This window comes from Haloarcula regularis (assembly GCF_029338315.1).
Classification (GTDB): Archaea; Halobacteriota; Halobacteria; order Halobacteriales; family Haloarculaceae; genus Haloarcula; species Haloarcula regularis.
Window position 1 is genome coordinate 2,684,430 of sequence record NZ_CP119794.1, and the last position, 16,005, is coordinate 2,700,434.

General features: G+C 65.1%; 14 protein-coding genes and 2 pseudogenes. 11 read left to right on the forward strand and 5 right to left on the reverse strand.

Annotation, left to right across the window (positions count from 1 at the left end):
• Positions 1–39 precede the first annotated feature (39 nt).
• Positions 40–1,191 (reverse strand): mandelate racemase/muconate lactonizing enzyme family protein, encoded by a 1,152-nt coding sequence (locus tag P1N55_RS14445; RefSeq protein WP_276276232.1) that lies wholly within the window; start codon positions 1,189–1,191, stop codon positions 40–42.
• A 242-nt stretch (positions 1,192–1,433) separates the two neighbouring features.
• Positions 1,434–2,621 carry a substrate-binding domain-containing protein gene (locus P1N55_RS14450; protein WP_276276233.1) on the reverse strand — a complete coding sequence of 396 codons (1,188 nt, stop codon included), beginning with the start codon at positions 2,619–2,621 and terminating at the stop codon, positions 1,434–1,436.
• Between the two features lie 221 nt (positions 2,622–2,842).
• Here P1N55_RS14450 and P1N55_RS14455 point away from each other — a divergent pair, with 221 nt between their 5' ends.
• A complete protein-coding gene (locus P1N55_RS14455) occupies positions 2,843–3,658 on the forward strand; it encodes an ATP-binding cassette domain-containing protein (RefSeq protein WP_276276234.1) in 816 nt (271 codons plus the stop codon).
• Between the two features lie 431 nt (positions 3,659–4,089).
• Here P1N55_RS14455 and P1N55_RS14460 read toward each other — a convergent pair whose 3' ends face one another.
• Positions 4,090–5,796 (reverse strand): ABC transporter permease subunit, encoded by a 1,707-nt coding sequence (locus P1N55_RS14460; protein WP_276276235.1) that lies wholly within the window; start codon positions 5,794–5,796, stop codon positions 4,090–4,092.
• Positions 5,797–6,016: 220 nt separating this feature from the next.
• Here P1N55_RS14460 and gfo6 point away from each other — a divergent pair.
• The 3 genes and pseudogenes from gfo6 (at position 6,017) to P1N55_RS14475 (ending at position 9,194) form a co-directional block, all read left to right on the forward strand.
• A pseudogene (gene gfo6, locus P1N55_RS14465) lies at positions 6,017–7,091 on the forward strand (D-xylose 1-dehydrogenase Gfo6).
• Positions 7,092–7,496: 405 nt separating this feature from the next.
• Complete coding sequence (locus P1N55_RS14470) at positions 7,497–8,690, forward strand: MFS transporter (RefSeq protein WP_276276236.1); 1,194 nt, start codon at positions 7,497–7,499, stop codon at positions 8,688–8,690.
• A gap of 84 nt (positions 8,691–8,774) precedes the next feature.
• Complete coding sequence (locus P1N55_RS14475; RefSeq protein ID WP_276276237.1) at positions 8,775–9,194, forward strand: DUF6069 family protein; 420 nt, start codon at positions 8,775–8,777, stop codon at positions 9,192–9,194.
• Positions 9,195–9,206: 12 nt separating this feature from the next.
• On the opposite strand, the gene P1N55_RS14480 is transcribed toward P1N55_RS14475, so the two are convergent.
• On the reverse strand, positions 9,207–9,695 hold the full coding sequence (locus P1N55_RS14480) for a DUF7552 domain-containing protein (RefSeq protein ID WP_276276238.1): 489 nt from the start codon (positions 9,693–9,695) through the stop codon (positions 9,207–9,209).
• A gap of 352 nt (positions 9,696–10,047) precedes the next feature.
• Between P1N55_RS14480 and P1N55_RS14485 the strand changes: the two genes are divergently transcribed.
• The gene (locus P1N55_RS14485; RefSeq protein ID WP_276276239.1) at positions 10,048–11,022 is read left to right on the forward strand and encodes an aspartate/glutamate racemase family protein; all 975 of its coding nucleotides are present in this window, start codon (positions 10,048–10,050) and stop codon (positions 11,020–11,022) included.
• An 8-nt stretch (positions 11,023–11,030) separates the two neighbouring features.
• Here the strand turns inward: P1N55_RS14485 and P1N55_RS14490 are convergent, their stop codons facing one another.
• Entirely contained in the window at positions 11,031–11,639 is a 609-nt protein-coding gene (locus tag P1N55_RS14490; protein WP_276276240.1) for a hypothetical protein, read from the reverse strand.
• Positions 11,640–11,717: 78 nt separating this feature from the next.
• Here P1N55_RS14490 and P1N55_RS14495 point away from each other — a divergent pair, with 78 nt between their 5' ends.
• The 6 genes and pseudogenes from P1N55_RS14495 (at position 11,718) to P1N55_RS14520 (ending at position 15,936) form a co-directional block, all read left to right on the forward strand.
• Positions 11,718–12,758 (forward strand): P1 family peptidase, encoded by a 1,041-nt coding sequence (locus tag P1N55_RS14495; protein ID WP_276276241.1) that lies wholly within the window; start codon positions 11,718–11,720, stop codon positions 12,756–12,758.
• Between the two features lie 48 nt (positions 12,759–12,806).
• On the forward strand, positions 12,807–14,363 hold the full coding sequence (locus P1N55_RS14500) for a methyltransferase domain-containing protein (protein ID WP_276276242.1): 1,557 nt from the start codon (positions 12,807–12,809) through the stop codon (positions 14,361–14,363).
• 11 nt (positions 14,364–14,374) lie between these two features.
• Positions 14,375–14,917, forward strand: coding sequence for a GNAT family N-acetyltransferase (locus P1N55_RS14505; RefSeq protein ID WP_276276243.1), 543 nt, complete (start codon positions 14,375–14,377; stop codon positions 14,915–14,917).
• Positions 14,914–15,123, forward strand: a pseudogene (locus tag P1N55_RS20015) (metallophosphoesterase); the annotation flags it as partial. The gene P1N55_RS14505 and the pseudogene P1N55_RS20015, both read left to right, overlap by 4 nt.
• Before the next feature lie 217 nt (positions 15,124–15,340).
• On the forward strand, positions 15,341–15,688 hold the full coding sequence (locus tag P1N55_RS14515) for a hypothetical protein (protein WP_276276245.1): 348 nt from the start codon (positions 15,341–15,343) through the stop codon (positions 15,686–15,688).
• A 59-nt stretch (positions 15,689–15,747) separates the two neighbouring features.
• Entirely contained in the window at positions 15,748–15,936 is a 189-nt protein-coding gene (locus tag P1N55_RS14520) for a hypothetical protein (protein ID WP_276276246.1), read from the forward strand.
• The last annotated feature ends 69 nt before the right edge of the window (positions 15,937–16,005 follow it).

A 16,005-nucleotide genomic window follows, 5' to 3' on the forward strand; every position in this document is an offset into this window, starting at 1 on the left:
TTTCTTCGGCGAACACGGTCGTCGACTCGCCGCTACCGGCTATCGTGCCCGCTCGGTGACGGTGACGTCTTCGCGTTCGAGGATCGAGCGGTCGAGCTCCGTGCCGATCCCCGCTCCGCTCGGGAGCTCGCTCTGTCCGTCCACCACGTCGAGCCCCTCCGTCACGAGGTTCCGGTGCCAGCCGTCGTACCGGTCCCGTATCGACTCCATGAGGTACAGGTTCGGGATTGCCGCCGACAGGTGTGCGTTCGCGAAGTGTAGCGCCGGGCCACCGGAGTTGTGTGGTGCCACGGGCAGATGGGCCGCCTCGGCCAGTGAGGCGACCGCTTTCCCGGTCGAGAGCCCACCAGTCCAGCACAGGTCTGGCATCACGATGTCGACAGCGCCCGTGTCGATGGCCTGGGTGAACTCGTACTCGCCGATGAGTCGCTCACTGATACAGAGCGGGATGTCCGTCGCAGCGTCGAGCTGGGCGTACGCGTCGAAGTTGCCCTTCCGGATGAGGTCTTCGACCCAAATCGGGTCGTACGGCTCCACGGCGCGTGCGAGCTTCTTCGCCGGTGTGAGCGCCCACAGTCCGTGGAACTCGACCGCGAAGTCCATACGGTCCCCGACCGCCTCGTGAATCCGCCGGATCGGTTCGAGCCCCGCCGCGAGGTCGTCGTCGCTGATGCGTTGCCCGCGGGTCTTCTCTGCGAACTCGTCGAACGGCCACAGCTTCATCGAATCGATCCCGTCCGCCAGGAGCGACTCCGCGAGTTCGACGGGCTCGTCCCGGAAATCGTACGTATCGTCGTAGCAGGTGTTGTAGGTCGGAATCGAGTCGCGACAGGCCCCGCCGAGGAGTTTATATATCGGCTGGCCAGCGACCTGTCCCTTCAGGTCCCAGAGGGCGAGGTCGAGCGCGCTCATCGCCCGCATCTCCGCTCCCGCGTGGCCGTAGTAGTTGAAGTAGGTGCGGAGGTCGTCGTGAATCGCCGATACGTTCTCCGGGTTCCGCCCGAGGACCTCGTCGGCGATCGGCCCGAGCAACGCGGCCTGTTCCATCCCCGCCTGTGGAAAGGTCTCGCCGAGTCCGACGAGGCCAGTGTCGGTATGCACCTGCAGCATCGTGAGGTCGATATCCCGTTCCGTATTCACTAAGGGGCTATCGTCGGCGAACGTCACAGTCTCTAGCCTGGTGATTTCCATACTCGTCGTTCCATAAGCAAATATAAAAAGCTTGGATATTCCCCACCCCGGAGAGCGAGGTCTCTGGTGGCCGGGGCGACACGATGTGGAGGTTCTCTCGCGATTACGGTGCGAATCGGCGGCGACCTCCACCGGCTACCTCCCGTAGACTGTCCCCGTAGTTCGGATAAAGAGCGCCAAAATCCCCGACCAGCCGTGAGAACGTCGCCCCGCGTCCCGCGTCGTTCGATTCGACTCTCCGGTCAGTAGTTGTTCTTCTGCCAGGACCGGAGGTCGGGCCAGGAGCCGGACCGCTGGACGGCGAACTCGACGTTCGACTCGTCGACGATCTCGACGCCCGTGATGTAGTCTTTCATGGGGATGCCCCGATCGACGTACTCGTAGCCAAGCATGACGGGCTGGAAGCCCTGGGAGTACGGGTCCTGCCCGACGGTGAACGTCACGGTCCCGTTCTGAATCCCGTTGAGCGTGGACTCTGGCAGGTCGAACCCGCCGACGATGATCTCGTCCTGCAGGCCCTCGTTCTCGACCAGCTTCGCGGCCGCCGCCGGGCCCCAGAACCCCGACCCCAGAATGACGTTGATGTCGTTGTTCGCCTGGTAGGCGTCGTTGACACGCGTCGTCGCTTGGGACACGTCGGTGCTCACGTTGAGCTGTTCGAGCACCTCGACGTTGTCTTGGGCACCGATCGCGTTGACGATCCCGTCGGTTCGGGCCTGCAGCGCCGGGTGACCAGGAACGCCGATACAGGGGAGGACCGTCAGTTGGGTATCACTGCCGAGTTTCTCCTGTGCCTTCTCATAGGCCGTGATACCGACTGCGTTGCCAGCGGGGAATTGATTCTGACCGACGTACGGCAGGACGTTCCCGAACTCCTCCATCATGAAGTCGAAGTCCCAGTCGTTCACCGTCGTGTTGTACTGGACGACGGTGACGCCTTTGTCCATCGCCCGTTTGACGGGTGCCGCATACGAGGACGCGTCGAGGACGGTGGTCCCGAGCAGATCGTGGTTCGCTTCCAGGGAACTGATCTTCGTGTTCATGATCTCGACCTGCTTGGACTGATTGTTCCCGTTCGGGCCGACGAACTCCCCGGTCCACCCGAGCTTGTTCAGGGCGTCGTTCATCCCGGCGATGACGGGTGTGAAGAACTGGTTGGTCCCGTTGTGCACCACGAACGCCATGTGACGCTCCGGGTCCTGTGGTTCAGAGAGGTCGAGGCTGTCACGCGTCGGCGGTGGAACGAGCGGAACGCGTGTAAACGGCGGAATCTCGCTGTCGTTTCCGCCCTGCCCCGAGCTGTCACTGCTGCCACCATCGTCCGCTGGTGTCGATTGTTCCGTCTCCGTCGCGTCGTCGGATCTGAGTGAACTGCACCCCGCGAAGCTGGTCAAGCCCCCTGCGAGTCCAACTGCGGACAGCTGTTTCATCAGCTTTCGTCGGCTCACACCGAGTTCGATCGACACGGCCCCGTCGTCGTCGCTATAATCGAGTCTATCGCCTTCTGGCATGATGCGAGCGCAACTTGTTTCTAACTATATTTAATGATTGTGGTTGTGGGTACGTACACTCGGGTATCTTCACGTGTTCTCGTGACTATACGTCGGAATACTCCCACACTTAATATGCAGGAGTGGATACGCACCTCCATATGGGAGCAGAACCCGACTCAAGCGACCACTCCACAGACGGCCCCAGTGCCCAACGAAACGAATCGATCCTCCGGATCGAGGACATCTCGAAGCACTACGAAGGCGTAAAGGCGCTCTCGAATGTCTCCCTCGACGTCTACGACAACGAAGTACTGGCCATCGTCGGCGACAACGGTGCCGGAAAGTCGACGCTGATCAAGACCATCTCCGGCGTCATCAAGCCGACCGGCGGACAGATATACATCCGGACGGAGAACGGACTCGAACCGCGCTCGCTCGACGATCCGAACGACGCGAAGGGTGCCGGCATCGAAACCGTGTTCCAGGACCTGCAACTGTCGAAGAAACACGACGTCGCGAAGAACGTGTTCCTGGGTCGTGAACCGATCGCCGAGGGCCTGAAAGGCACTGTCCTGCGGAAGATCGACCGGGAACGGATGGACCGCGAATCGATCGAAGCACTGGCGGAGATCGGGTTCTCGGTCGACCCTCGAGCCAAGACCGCGGAGCTGTCCGGTGGCCAGCAGCAGGCCGTCGCTGTCGCGAGAGCGCTCATCTCCGACCCGAACGTCGTGTTGCTGGACGAACCGACTGCCGAGGTCTCCGTCGAGGGCTCGGAGAAGATCCTCGACCTGATCGAACGGCTCCAGGAGCAGGACCGGACGGTGATTTTCATCTCACACAACCTCGAAGAGATCTTCCAAGTGGCCGACCGTATCGCCGTCCTTCGCGACGGGACACTCATCGACGTGCTCGAGAACGATGGCACCGTCGACCGGGAACACATCGTCGGCCTGATGACGGGTGCAATCTGACACACGTACCGCGACACGGACCACCTTCTTGTGCATCGACGCTAGTACCTGAGGCGGCAGCACCCTGGCGGACGAACTCCTGTGTGTCGGCCCGCACGACCACCTGGCCTCCAGGCGCTGAAGACAGGACGATTCTCGACCGCGACTGTGTTCCCCTCTGACGACCGCGTGGGACCGACGGCTGCTCGGTCACGCTCGAGGCAGGGGGTTCACTGGCTTCGCTTGTCCGTTCGAGGACGACGACCGTGGGGTCGACGACGGCGTGTTGTCGGACCTTCGTCTGTCGGACTCGCGAACGCACCCGGTATGTGGTAGTCAGAACCGCGAAGAGACGCTGAAACAGTAGAAAAGTATGCCCTACAGCGCGGTTTCTCACAGCCGAGCGAATGGCAACCGATACCCCGGGCGTCGAGTAGCCCGTTACGACCCGTTCAGATCTGTCCGAGGACCCACCAGAGCGAGAGCACCCACAGCACGCCGGTTCCGAGGACCGCCCCGATAGCCTCCCTCGTGTCCAGGTCGTGCAGGACACCGAGCCCCGAGACGAGCAAGTACCCGGTCCCCAGCGCCAGTACGAGCGTCACCGCGCCGACGACGGCGTCGATGAACTGGAATCCAGCGAGGACGAACGGGAGCCACGCCAGCAGTAGGGGGGCAGACGAGTACGAGACCGCCTGGAACGTCTTGTCGATCGTCCCCCGACCGCCCAGCGCACGGACGCTGATGTGTGCGAAGACCGTGGTCAGGAGGACGGCGGTGGCGATGCCGACGGTGACCGTCAACGGCACCATCCCGACTGCCTCGACGTTACTCTCGACGATGAACAGCTTGAACTCCTCGTCGAGCAGGCCGTCACCGACGACCGTGAGCAGGACCACGAGCAGTGCCGGGACCGAGATCGAGGCGATGAGCAGGCCGACGAACGCGAGCGGCGCGTCCAGTCCCTGTACGTTCTCGTCGACGTTTTCGTAGAACGTCCGGGACGAGGTGAGTACCTCCCGGATCGGGTCGAGGTACATGTCCCAGAGCTTCTCGTAGCGAGCGCGGCGGGTGATCGCGTCGACAGCGACGGCGAAGATGATGAACAGACCGGTGAAGACGGCGAACAACTGGGTCCCGAACCCGGCCAGTACGAGGATGTTCTGCGTGAACGCGAAGACGAGTGCACCGAGGAATGTCCCACCGATGGTCCCTTCTCCACCGAAGAGGTTGGTCCCGCCGATGACGACGGCCGCGATGACGACCAGCTCCTGTCCGTCACCGGTCAACGGGGACACGTTGCCGGTGAAGGCGAGCTGACCGATGCCAGCGAAGGCGGCGAGCACGGCCACGAGTGCGAAGTTCATCATCTTGACCTGGTCCGTCTTCACCCCCGCGTACCGGGAGGACTGCTCGTTTCCACCGGTCGTCTGCGTCCGGTAGCCAAATCGCGTGTAGAAGAGGATGTAGTGGAAGATAACGCCGAGGATCAGCACCCAGAGAATCTGCAGCGGGAAGCTGTCGAACGTCTGGACCGAACTGTGGACGAACGGAACCTGGTACGTTATCGCCGGAATACTGAACAGCTGGACGTCCGTGTACGGGATCAGGATCGGGAACGGCAGCTGTAGTACGCTCCCGAGGGATTTGAGGACGAGCGGGGTCTCTTCGGCGGAGACCGTCGCTGTGACACTCCCGAGCGTGATAAGCGCACCTCCCCTGAGGAGCGTCAGCGTTCCGATGGTCACGATGAGCGATGGGAGTCCGAGTTTGGTCACGAGAATGCCCTGGAACAGCCCGTACAGGACGGAGAGGACCAGGATGATGGCGAGCGTGAGCTCTATCGGGAACCCGCCGGAGGTTATCATCGTCGCTGTGAGTGCCGCCGCAACGGCCATCACAGACCCGACGGAGAGGTCGAACTCGCCGGCGGTGATGAGCAGGGTCATCCCGAACCCGATGATCGTCACCACGGCCGCGTTGCGAATGACGCCCACGATGTTGCCGAGCGAGAGGAACACGCCGGGATTGACCAGCATCCCGAAGAACAACAGCCCGAAGACGGCGATGACGACCCCGAACTCGCGTTTCGAAAGTATCCGTTGGACTACACTTCGCTCCCGCTGTACACTCTCCTGGTCAACTGGCGTACTGGCCATATCGTTGGTCTTTCCATCTACCCGTATAAAGGTTTAGTATCTTTGCCCGACCCGTTGCTGGGAACGTGACATGCGAGGGTCGTCCTCGGCGGTCGTTTGCGCCCGCTTCGTCGAGTATCGTGGTTGATCGACCGACCGTCGATCGTCGATACCCCGGGCCACCCGAGCCACACTCCGCCCGGTCCGAAATCATTAAGAAGCATATTTCACACTAGCTGTTATGGACCTGCTCCAGAAGCCCTTCACGAGACGTGACTGGGAAACGACACCTGATGCCGGGACGGTCCGCTTCGCGATGATCGGGCTCAGCTGGTGGACGCGGACGCAGGCGATTCCCGCCATCGAGGACGCCGACTACTGTGAGACCACGACGCTCGTCAGTAGCACCAGTGAGCGAGCAACGGATGCGACCGACCTCGCGGACTCTATCGATCATGGACTGAACTACGAGGAGTTCGAGGCCGGGAAAGCCGCCGACGCGTACGACGCCGTCTACATCTGCACGCCCAACGCGCTCCACCTGCCGTACGCCCGTGCGGCGGCGGCCCTGGACAAACACGTCCTCTGCGAGAAACCGATGGAGGCCGACGTCGAACGGGCCGCAGCGATGGTCGACGTCTGCGAGGACGCCGACGTCGAGCTGATGATCGGCTACCGGATGCAGACCGAACCGGCGATACGACGTGCGCGCGAACTGGTCGCCGACGGCACGATCGGCACGCCGGTCATCGCCCACGGGAGTATGACACAGCCGCTCCTCGACATCATCCCCGACGAGAACCAGTGGCGCCTCGACACGGACCTGAGCGGCTACGGTTCGTCCGTCATGGACATCGGCCTGTATCCGCTGAACACCGCCCGGTTCGTCCTCGACGCCGACCCTGTCGCTGCCCAGGCGACCACCACCGTCGAGGACGACCTGTTCGAATCCGTCGGCGACGAACGGGCGGTGTTCACCCTTACGTTCGAGGACGGGACACTCGCCGCCTGTTCAGCCAGTCAGCAGGCCAGCCAGACGAGCCATCTCCGACTTGTCGGTACCGAGGGCGAGCTCCGCATCGAACCGGCGTTTCCCAAGTGACGACAGGGGCTTTCGCCTCACCGTCGGGGACGAAACCGTCGACGTGGAGTTCGACCAGGCGAACCAGATGCTCGAAGAGTTCGACTACTTCGCCCATCAGGTGCTGACCGGCGGCGACGTCCATCCCGACGGAACTCACGGGCTCGTGGACATGAAGACCCTGGAGGCGATATACGAAGCCGCGTCGACCGACCGGCGAGTCCACATCTCGTAGCGGCACGGCGAACAGCCGGTCTCGACCAGGGCTCCACGAACCGGGGGTCACGTTTTTCGTACGTCCCGTCGCGAATCCGAACCCACCGTGGTTAGCTATTGATGCCCCGATCTAGTGTCTGATATTCTCGAAACAACTCTACTAATCTATGTTATGGTTGTATCGTTTCTGTTATGGTCCTATATGCTTCTATTTCTCAGTAATCTGGATGCGAAATTCAGAATCCATTCTAAAAACCTCGATTGCATGTGTAGCCTCGGGATTTGCGACCGGAACACCGCAGTTAGAAGGGTGCCTGTATCACCATCACGCCAGGCAGTGACTGGAACGTCCACACTACTATTGGTACCGGGTCCACAACAGTATTACCCGCCGGGAGTCACACGTTCGGGTGATAGCGGCGAGATGTCCACCACACGTACCAGGTTCTACCTGGCCGGGATCGTCTTCACCATCCTCTTCGCGCAGGTGCTCCTCTATCCCGGCGTCGACGTCCTGGTCACGGCGCTGGGGGCACAGACCCGCCTCGACGCGAGCATGTGGTTCCTCGCGGCCGAGTTCGGGGCATTCATCGCATTCGCCGGCGTCTGGGGCGCAGTGAGCGACGCGGCCGGGAAGCGGGTCCCGTTCGTGGCCGCCGGGGCGGTGGGTGGCGCCGTCGGGTACGCCGCGCTGGCGACGCTCCCCACGCAGTTCGCCCTCCCGTTCGAGAGTATCCTGCTCCTGCGGGCCCTCCAGGGCGCGACGACCATCGGGGCGTTCTCGCTGGCGATGACAATGCTGATGGACTTAGAGGGCGGCCACGGGCGGAACATGGGCGCGGCCGGGATCGCCATCGGTGCTGGCACCGCGCTCGGCGCGCCCGTCGGCGGCCAACTGTTCGCCCAGGGGCCGCTCGTACCGCTCTACGTGGCCTGTGCCCTCATGTGCCTCGTCGCGCTCGCGACCTGGGCCATCCCGGACCGCGCCCCGGCGGGGAACCGCGACTCCGTGCTCCGCATCCTCACCGGCGGGGTGCGCGAGCGGCCGGCGCTGACCCTGCCCTACGCCTTCGGGTTCATCGACCGCCTGACCGCCGGGTTCTTCGCGCTCGTCGGGACGCTGTACTTCCGGACCGCCTTCGAGTTGAGCCCCGGCGCCACCGGCCTGATGCTGGCGCTGTTTTTTGCCCCCTTCGGGCTGTTGCAGTACCCGTTTGGCGTGCTGTCGGACCGCATCGGTCGGACGCTGCCGGTCGTCGCGGGGTCGGCGTTCTACGGCCTCGGCGTGGTCGCCGTCGGTCGGGCACCGAGCGTCGAACTGGCGGCCGTCGCGATGGTCGCCGTCGGGGTCCTGGGTGCGCTGATGGCGCCGGCGACGATGGCGCTGGTCAGCGACCTGGCCTCGCCGACCGGTCGAGGGGTGGCGATGGCCGGCTTCAACGTCTTCGGGAGCGTCGGGTTCCTCGTCGGTATCCTGCTCGGTGGCACCGTCGCCGGCGCGTACGGCTATCCCGCCGCGTTCACCGTCATCGGCGCGCTGGAACTGGGACTGGCGCTCGTCGCCGCGCCGGTGTTCCTCCGGTTGCACGCCGACGGGCGGGCCGTCTTCTCGCGGTGAGCGTCTCGAGTTCCCGTCCCGTCCACGGGGCGAGTGGTGGCGGTGGTGTCAACACTTTATCTATTCTGGATCCCTACGGATGGTATGGCAACCGAAACCGCCAGTCGACAGCACAGCGCGGGACCATCGGTACTGATCCGTACCGGCGTCGCGCTCGTCCTCGGCGTCCTGGTGAACGTGGGTATCGTCGCTGCGGCGACCAGTCTGGGCGTGGCACCGGGCTTTCGCCCGCTGACCGTGCCGCCGGTCGCCTTCCTCTCGGCCGTCGGTGCCGTCGGAGCCGTCGTCGTCTACCAGGGCTTCCGGCGCTACCTGGACCGGCCGGACCACTACTTCGTCAGGGTCGCCGCCGTCGTGCTCGTCCTCTCGTTCCTGCCCGACGTCGGCCTGCTGGTGGGCGACCCGGCCGCCACCGTCGCCGGCGTCGTCGTCCTCATGGTGATGCACGTCGTCGTCGCGGCCGCGTCCGTCTGGGCGCTCGTCTACTGGAACCGCACCGACTGACGCCCCACTCTTTCAGCGGTTCTCGCGCAGTTTCGAGTCGAGCTGGCGGGTGACGAACTCGTCGTCGAGCAGGGCGTCCGGCCCGGCGAACTCGACGACCGGGCCGTTCTCGACGCGGAGCCACTCGTCGCTCCCGTTGCCCGCCAGCGTCACGGTCTGGCTGGTAGTCGGGAGGCCGTTCTCGCGCCGTCGCGCCGTCCGCTCGCGGACGCTGACGAGTTCGACCGTCGAGTCGTCGGTCTCCGAGACGGTCAGGTCGTACCTGGCGAGCGCCGGGTCGACCCGGCGCATCGCCGCCCGGTACCGGCCGGCGAGTTCGCTGGCTTTCTCGGCGTCGGCGTAGGTCTCGAACCGGCGGTCTCTGACCGGTTCCGGGCGGACCCCGGACACCCGGCAGGCGACGACGTACCTCCCCTCGGGATCGGCGAGCGCCTTGATGCGCTCGCGGAGTCGCGGCACGGTCTCGACCGGGTCGTCGTCCTGTTCGCGGTCGCCCGTCACGGGCGGACCGCCCCACTTCGACCGGGATTTGCGGTTCGTGGCCCGCTCTCGACCGTCCGGCGCCGGGCATCCGGGGCGCCCCGTCGCGTCGGCTCTCGCATCATATCTATTAGGCTGGCCTAAACACTGATAACCGCTTCGGATTTTAGGCAGGCCGAAACGGGCGGTGGGGCGCACCGGCCCGACACTCGCCGGGGCCCCGACTTATTTATTTAGTGGACGTCTGTGCTGTACTAACGGTCCATGTCCGAGACGATAGGTATCATCGGTGGGATGGGGAACGAAGCGATGGCCGACCTGGCGGCGAACGTCGCCGCGTTGCCGGACGCGGACGACTACTCGTACGTCTGCTATGGCAACTCCCGGCAGGCGTTCACCCCGGACGAGGCCGACGGCGAGTGGGAGGACGGCGACCCCCCCGATACGTCGCAAGCGGCACACGGGCGAGTTCACCGCAGCACTCCTCCAGAACTTCGGGGCTGGCAGAGTCGGCCTTGCCTGCAACGGCGGGCACCCGCTCTACCGGGACATCTACGGGGGCTTCGCCTCGACGTTCGTCGACATGATCGCGGAGACGGCGGCCGTACCCGACGCCGACGACGGCGTGCTGGTCCTCGGGACGAAACGGACGCTCGAGGAGCGGCTCTACGACGACGAGCTCGAGGCGGCCGGCGTCGACACCTACCAGCCGACCCCCGACGACCGACAGCGCCTCATGGACGTCATCTACGACCCCGACTTTGGCATCAAGACCGGTGAGGTGACCGACGAGGCCGAGTCGATGCTCTGTGACGTCGTCGCGGCGGCCTGCGACCGGCACCCGGAGATCGACTCCGTCGTCCTGGGCTGTACCGAGCTGCCGCTGGCGCTGAACGACGAGAGCGTCCCACGCCTCAAGGCGTCGGGCGCGCTACCGGACCACCTCTCGGTCATCGACCCGACGCAGGTGCTCGCCGAGGCGCTCCTTCCCCCCACGGGGTCCGTCGAAACGCCCGACCAGGTCGCGCTCTCGGCGTACCGCGGGGCGTTCCTGGACTACGACCCGCCGCTGACCGTCGCCGTCGACTCCTTAGAGCAGATGATCGAGTTCCAGACGCTGCTCGTCGAGTGGACGATGGACTACTTCGCGGACCGCGACGCTCACGTCGGCGGCAGCTACATGCACGTTCCGACGCTGTTCCTGGTCGATTACTCGCGCCCGATACCGGTAGACACCGACGCCCTCGACCTGACCGTCCACCGGTACGAGACCGTGCCGTCCGAACCCGACGCGGCCGTCGAGGCGGCGCTGGACCGGAACTTCGAGGCCGTCTCACATCTCTGCTGAGACGCCCCCTACAGATTCGTGAGGAACGGTGCCAGGAGGCCGACGACGATCAGGCTGGCGAGGGCCACGACGGCGATGCGGAGAAAGGCCATCCCGTAGGCGGTGTTCCGGGCCTTCTGCCGGGCGACCACCTTGTAGTTGAGGAGCCGGGCGTACTCGAAGGCGGTCTTCGAATCGACGGTCGTGTCCTGGTCGTAGTCGTCGATCCACGACTCGACGGCGTCCTCGAGATCCGCGGGCGTCTCGATGTCCCCGCTCCGTGCGTACCGCTGCAGGTCGACCGGGTCGTCGTTCCGCCAGACCAGCCACCGGTGGTCCAGGAACCGCTGGCCGACGCCCTCTCCGTAGAACTTCCGGGGCGCGAGCGCGTCTGTCAGGAACGTGATGCTCAGGACGATCATCAGCACGCAGACGACCCCGAGCGCGACGAACAGGCCCTGGGCCCACAGCAGCCCGGCGAGGCGGTTGTACGCGAACGTGATCCAGGTCCCGAGGGCCGCGAGCAGGAACGTGATGCCGACGATGGCCGTGTCGCTGATGCTGTCGAGGTTCGAGATAGAACGGAACGTCTCGTCCGCCTCCGCTTTGGCGATCTCCCCGTTCGTGTCCTCGGACATATTTTCCCCATATACGAGCCATTGTATTAGAGGGTGGGCATAACAACACTAATCTGTGGGTCGGCTGTACCCGGGTACATGACAGCGAACTCCCGACCCCGGATCCGCGAGGTCGGTGTCAGCCCCGGCCGACTGCCCACAGGTACGGACAACTCCATCACGGACGTCCCCGGTGTGTGCGTCGGTCACGAGACCGTTCGCGAGGGTGCGCCGACGGACGCGGATTGTGTCCGGACCGGCGTCTCTGTCGTCGACCCCGACGGTGACCGGAACGTCTACGAACGTCCCGTCACCGGGGCGACCCACGTCCTCAACGGGTACGGCAAGTCCGTCGGCTTCCCGCAGGTCGACGAGCTGGGCGACATCGAGACGCCCATCGGCCTGACGAACACGCTGGACGTCTGGACCGTCGCCGACGCGCTCGCGGGCCACGTCGTCGAGACCAACGAGGCTGCCACGTCGGTCAACCCCGTCGTGGGCGAGTGCAACGACGGCGTGTTGAACGACATCCGCGGGCGACACGTCACCGCCGAGCACGTCTCGCGGGCACTCGAGGCGGCGACCGCCGCGAACACGCAGGAAGGCTGTGTCGGTGCGGGTACCGGGACCACGGGCTTTGGCTGGAAGGCCGGCATTGGGACGGCCTCCCGCGCCGTCGACGGGCACACCGTCGGGGCGCTCGTGCTCACGAACACCGGCAAACCGGACGACCTCCGCATCGACGGCCTCCACGTCGACGCCTTCGTCGACGACTCGACCAGTGCCGTCTCGGCGGGCGGCTCTATCATGATGCTCGTCGGGACGGACGCGGCGCTGTCGGCCCGAAAGCTCCACCGCGTGGCCAAGCGAACCGACCTCGCGCTCGGCCGGGTCGGCGGCATCGCCCACCACGGCAGCGGCGACTTCACCATCGGCTTCGCCAACGGGCGCGGCGACCCGGTGGCCGACGGCGACCTCACCCCGCTGTTCAGGGGCGCCATCGAGGCCACCGAGGAGGCGATATACAACTCTCTCCTGCGGGCAGAGACGACCAGCGGGCTGGACGAGACGACGATACGGGCCATTCCCGAGGACGCCGTCGCCCGCGCATTGGCAAACCGCACCGCGAGTGGTACGTAACTGGACCACACACAACACCTATCTTCCCAAGCACGCTATGCCCAGTTGATGCCACCCGAGGAACTGGACATCCAGTCGGAAGCGACCGTCTCCGTGCTCTTCCTGGACGTGCGGAACTTCACGCTGTTGCTCGACAACTACGACTCCCAGGACATCACGGAGATGCTCGACTTCCTGTTCAGTTCCGTCCGCGACATCGTGACCGACCACGGCGGGACGGTGGACAAGATCGTCGGCGACGGGATGATGGTCGTCTTCGAGGGCGACGACCCCGGGACCGAGGCGCTCCGGGCCGCGATCGAGATCCACCAGGACACGACCAGGGAGACCGAACGGACCCAGGGCTTCGGGACCATCGAGATCGGCATCGGCATCTCGACCGGCACGGTGAACCAGGCGACCCTCGCCGACGTCGACTCGACGGTCATCGGCCGGTGTGTCAACATCGCCGCCCGACTCGAGGCGCTGTGTAAGAAATTCGACGCCTCTATCCTCTTCGACGCGGAGACCTACCGCAGCAGTTCCGTTCGCGGCCTCACCAACGGCTTCATCGCCCGCAAGATTCCGGACCAGAACCTCCGTGGCATCCGGAAGGGCATCGACGTCTACCACCTCTGTGACACCCACAAGTTCAGCGAGGAGTACATCAGGCTGTTCAACGAGGGCGTCGAGCAGTTCGTCGACCAGAACTACGAGGCGGCGCTCAGCGCGTTCACCGAGGCCTACACGCGCGACGAGCGCTACACCGACCAGGCGTTGCTCAACCACTTCACGAACAGCTGCTTGGAGCACATCAACAACGAGCGGGCCCTCTTTCGCAACCCGGACCGCTACGAGGAACACTCGACGACCCAGGAACGCCAGTCCCTGGAACTGGAGGGGTACATCGACCGCGTCACGCTGACCCGCGAGTTCGACCCCGAGTACGTCCTCGACGTCGGCTGTGGGACCGGGAAGGTGACCCAGCGCCTCGCGAAGTCCTACCCCGACAGCACCATCGTGGGCCTGGACACGTCTCGCTCCGCCGTCGCGAAGGCCCGGACCGAACACTCCCCGGAGGGGTACGACATCGAGTACAAACACGCCGCGATAGAGAACTACTGTCCGGACGACGAACGCGGGCGCTACGACCTCATCTTCTCGAACTCGGCGATGCACTGGGTCGAAGAGCAACACCACGCCTACGCGAACCTCCGGCAGCTGATCACCGAGGACGGCCTGCTGGCCATCCACCAGGGCCACGAGGGCACGTACAAGGAGTTACACCAGGTGACCGTCGACGTCCTCGAGGACTTCGGCTACGACTCGTACTTCGAGAACCTGAGTCCGCCGCTGGATCTGATCTACTACACCGAGGAGGCGATGCGGACACTGCTCGAACGGCACGACTTCGACCCACTCGAGTCGAAAGTCGAGGAGACCACCGCACCGGACACCATCATCGAGGACTTCGCCGAGGCGAGCCTCAACGCCTACTGTGACCGCCTCGAGAACGACTCCCAGCGGACGGTCTTCCGGGAGCAGTTCAAGAAGCGCGCCCACAAGGAACTTGACACCGACGACGTCACGGTCCGTCGCATATACATGATTGCGACTCCAGCGTGAGGGTGTACACGATGGTCACGGTGGAATTCGTTCGCGACGCACGGCCCTACGGCAGCGAGATTCGGCGGCTCCTCGCCGAGGCAAACGACGAGTTCGTCCCGCCGCTCGCGTCCCGTGAGGGGACGACACAGACGGCGGGGCTCGACGAACAGCGAAACGACGCGCTCGAGGACTACCACGAGCAGTGCATGGACCAGTCGTTCGTGCTGGCCCACGCGGCGGGCGACGTCTACGGGTTCCTCTCCTTCCGCCAGGGCTACGCGACCGAGGCGCTCGGTGACTACACTCCCTCGAACTACGTCTCGACGATCATCGTCGACGAGGCCCACCGCCGGGAGGGGTACGCACGACGGATGTACGAGACGCTCCTGACGGACCTCCCGCCGTCGGCGCGGGCGCCCTACGTCACGACCCGGACCTGGAGCACGAACGGTGGGCACCTGACGCTGCTCGACGAACTCGGGTTCGAACGCCTCGCCCGACTCGAGGACGACCGGGGCGATGGCATCGACACGGTCTACTACGGCATCGCCGTCGACGAGTTCGACCCGTGAGCGGCCCCATCGCGGTCCTCGGCGACGTCCACCTGGAACCGCGCCGGGAACCGCGACTGTTCGACGCGCTCGAGACGACGCTCCGGGACATCGCATCGCACGACCCGTCGCTGCTCGTCGTGCTGGGCGACGTCGTCCAGGAGACAGCCCCCGAGACGGACCGGCGGTTGCTCCGCCGGTTCGTCGCCCGCCTCGAGCGCACCGGCGTCCACTTCCGGTGTGTCCCCGGCAACCACGACCTGGCCGGCCTCTCGCCGGCGGCGTATCGCGACGTCGTCGGCCACGACCTGTGGGACATCGACCCGGCAGCCGACTGCGTCTTCCTCGATTCGACGGCGCCCCACCTCGACGGCGGTCGGGGGGGAGGTCTCCGAGGCCCAACTGGCGCGGCTCCGGGACCGTCGCGGCGAGCTGACCGACGCCGTGGCGTTCGTCCATCACCCGCTCGCCTGCCAGACCCTCGACGGCAACTACTGGCACGAGTCGGCCCCGGCCGGCGCCTACTGTGTGAACATGGAGGCCGTCTGCGAGCATCTGTCCGCCGCCGGCGTCTCGACGGTCGTCAACGGGCACCTCCACTGGTGGGGGTACCTCCGGTCGGACGACGTGGTCCACGCCACCGTCGACGCGTTCAACAAGGAGCTGCATCCACGGGGCGAGACGGGGAACTACGCGCTGGTAGAGCCCGGCGACCCGGCGTCGGTCACGAAGGTGGGCGGTGACGGGACCGCCGAACCGCTCGACGAACGGTTCGACCGCTCGCCCGACTAGGGTAGCGCCGACCGGTCCGCTCACCAACACTTAAGTTCGCGTCTGCCGTCCATTCGTTCGTGTCGGCCGCTGCCACGTCGTTCTGGCATGAGTGCGACCGCTACCACGACCTCGCAGAGCGGTTCGAGCGCAATATCGAGATCACCCACCCCGACGCCCTGTCGGGGCGTAGCGGCACCTACAGCTGTGGCTGTGCCTGGTGTGCCCGTGAAGTGACGTACTACACGTACGCCGGGCCGCGACCCTGATGGGCACCGGCTCCCCATCCGGTCGTGGGTCGCGGCGTACAGACTCCACAGGCGCGGGTTTGAATACCG

Excerpts from the sequence above, each read along its gene's own strand:
- P1N55_RS14445 (WP_276276232.1), bottom strand. The coding sequence starts at position 1,191 with ATGGAAATCACCAGGCTAGAGACTGTGACGTTCGCCGACGATAGCCCC.
- P1N55_RS14450 (WP_276276233.1), bottom strand. The coding sequence starts at position 2,621 with ATGAAACAGCTGTCCGCAGTTGGACTCGCAGGGGGCTTGACCAGCTTC.
- P1N55_RS14455 (WP_276276234.1), top strand. The coding sequence starts at position 2,843 with ATGGGAGCAGAACCCGACTCAAGCGACCACTCCACAGACGGCCCCAGT.
- P1N55_RS14460 (WP_276276235.1), bottom strand. The coding sequence starts at position 5,796 with ATGGCCAGTACGCCAGTTGACCAGGAGAGTGTACAGCGGGAGCGAAGT.
- P1N55_RS14470 (WP_276276236.1), top strand. The coding sequence starts at position 7,497 with ATGTCCACCACACGTACCAGGTTCTACCTGGCCGGGATCGTCTTCACC.
- P1N55_RS14475 (WP_276276237.1), top strand. The coding sequence starts at position 8,775 with ATGGCAACCGAAACCGCCAGTCGACAGCACAGCGCGGGACCATCGGTA.
- P1N55_RS14485 (WP_276276239.1), top strand. The coding sequence starts at position 10,048 with ATGGCAACTCCCGGCAGGCGTTCACCCCGGACGAGGCCGACGGCGAGT.
- P1N55_RS14490 (WP_276276240.1), bottom strand. The coding sequence starts at position 11,639 with ATGTCCGAGGACACGAACGGGGAGATCGCCAAAGCGGAGGCGGACGAG.
- P1N55_RS14495 (WP_276276241.1), top strand. The coding sequence starts at position 11,718 with ATGACAGCGAACTCCCGACCCCGGATCCGCGAGGTCGGTGTCAGCCCC.
- P1N55_RS14500 (WP_276276242.1), top strand. The coding sequence starts at position 12,807 with ATGCCACCCGAGGAACTGGACATCCAGTCGGAAGCGACCGTCTCCGTG.
- P1N55_RS14505 (WP_276276243.1), top strand. The coding sequence starts at position 14,375 with ATGGTCACGGTGGAATTCGTTCGCGACGCACGGCCCTACGGCAGCGAG.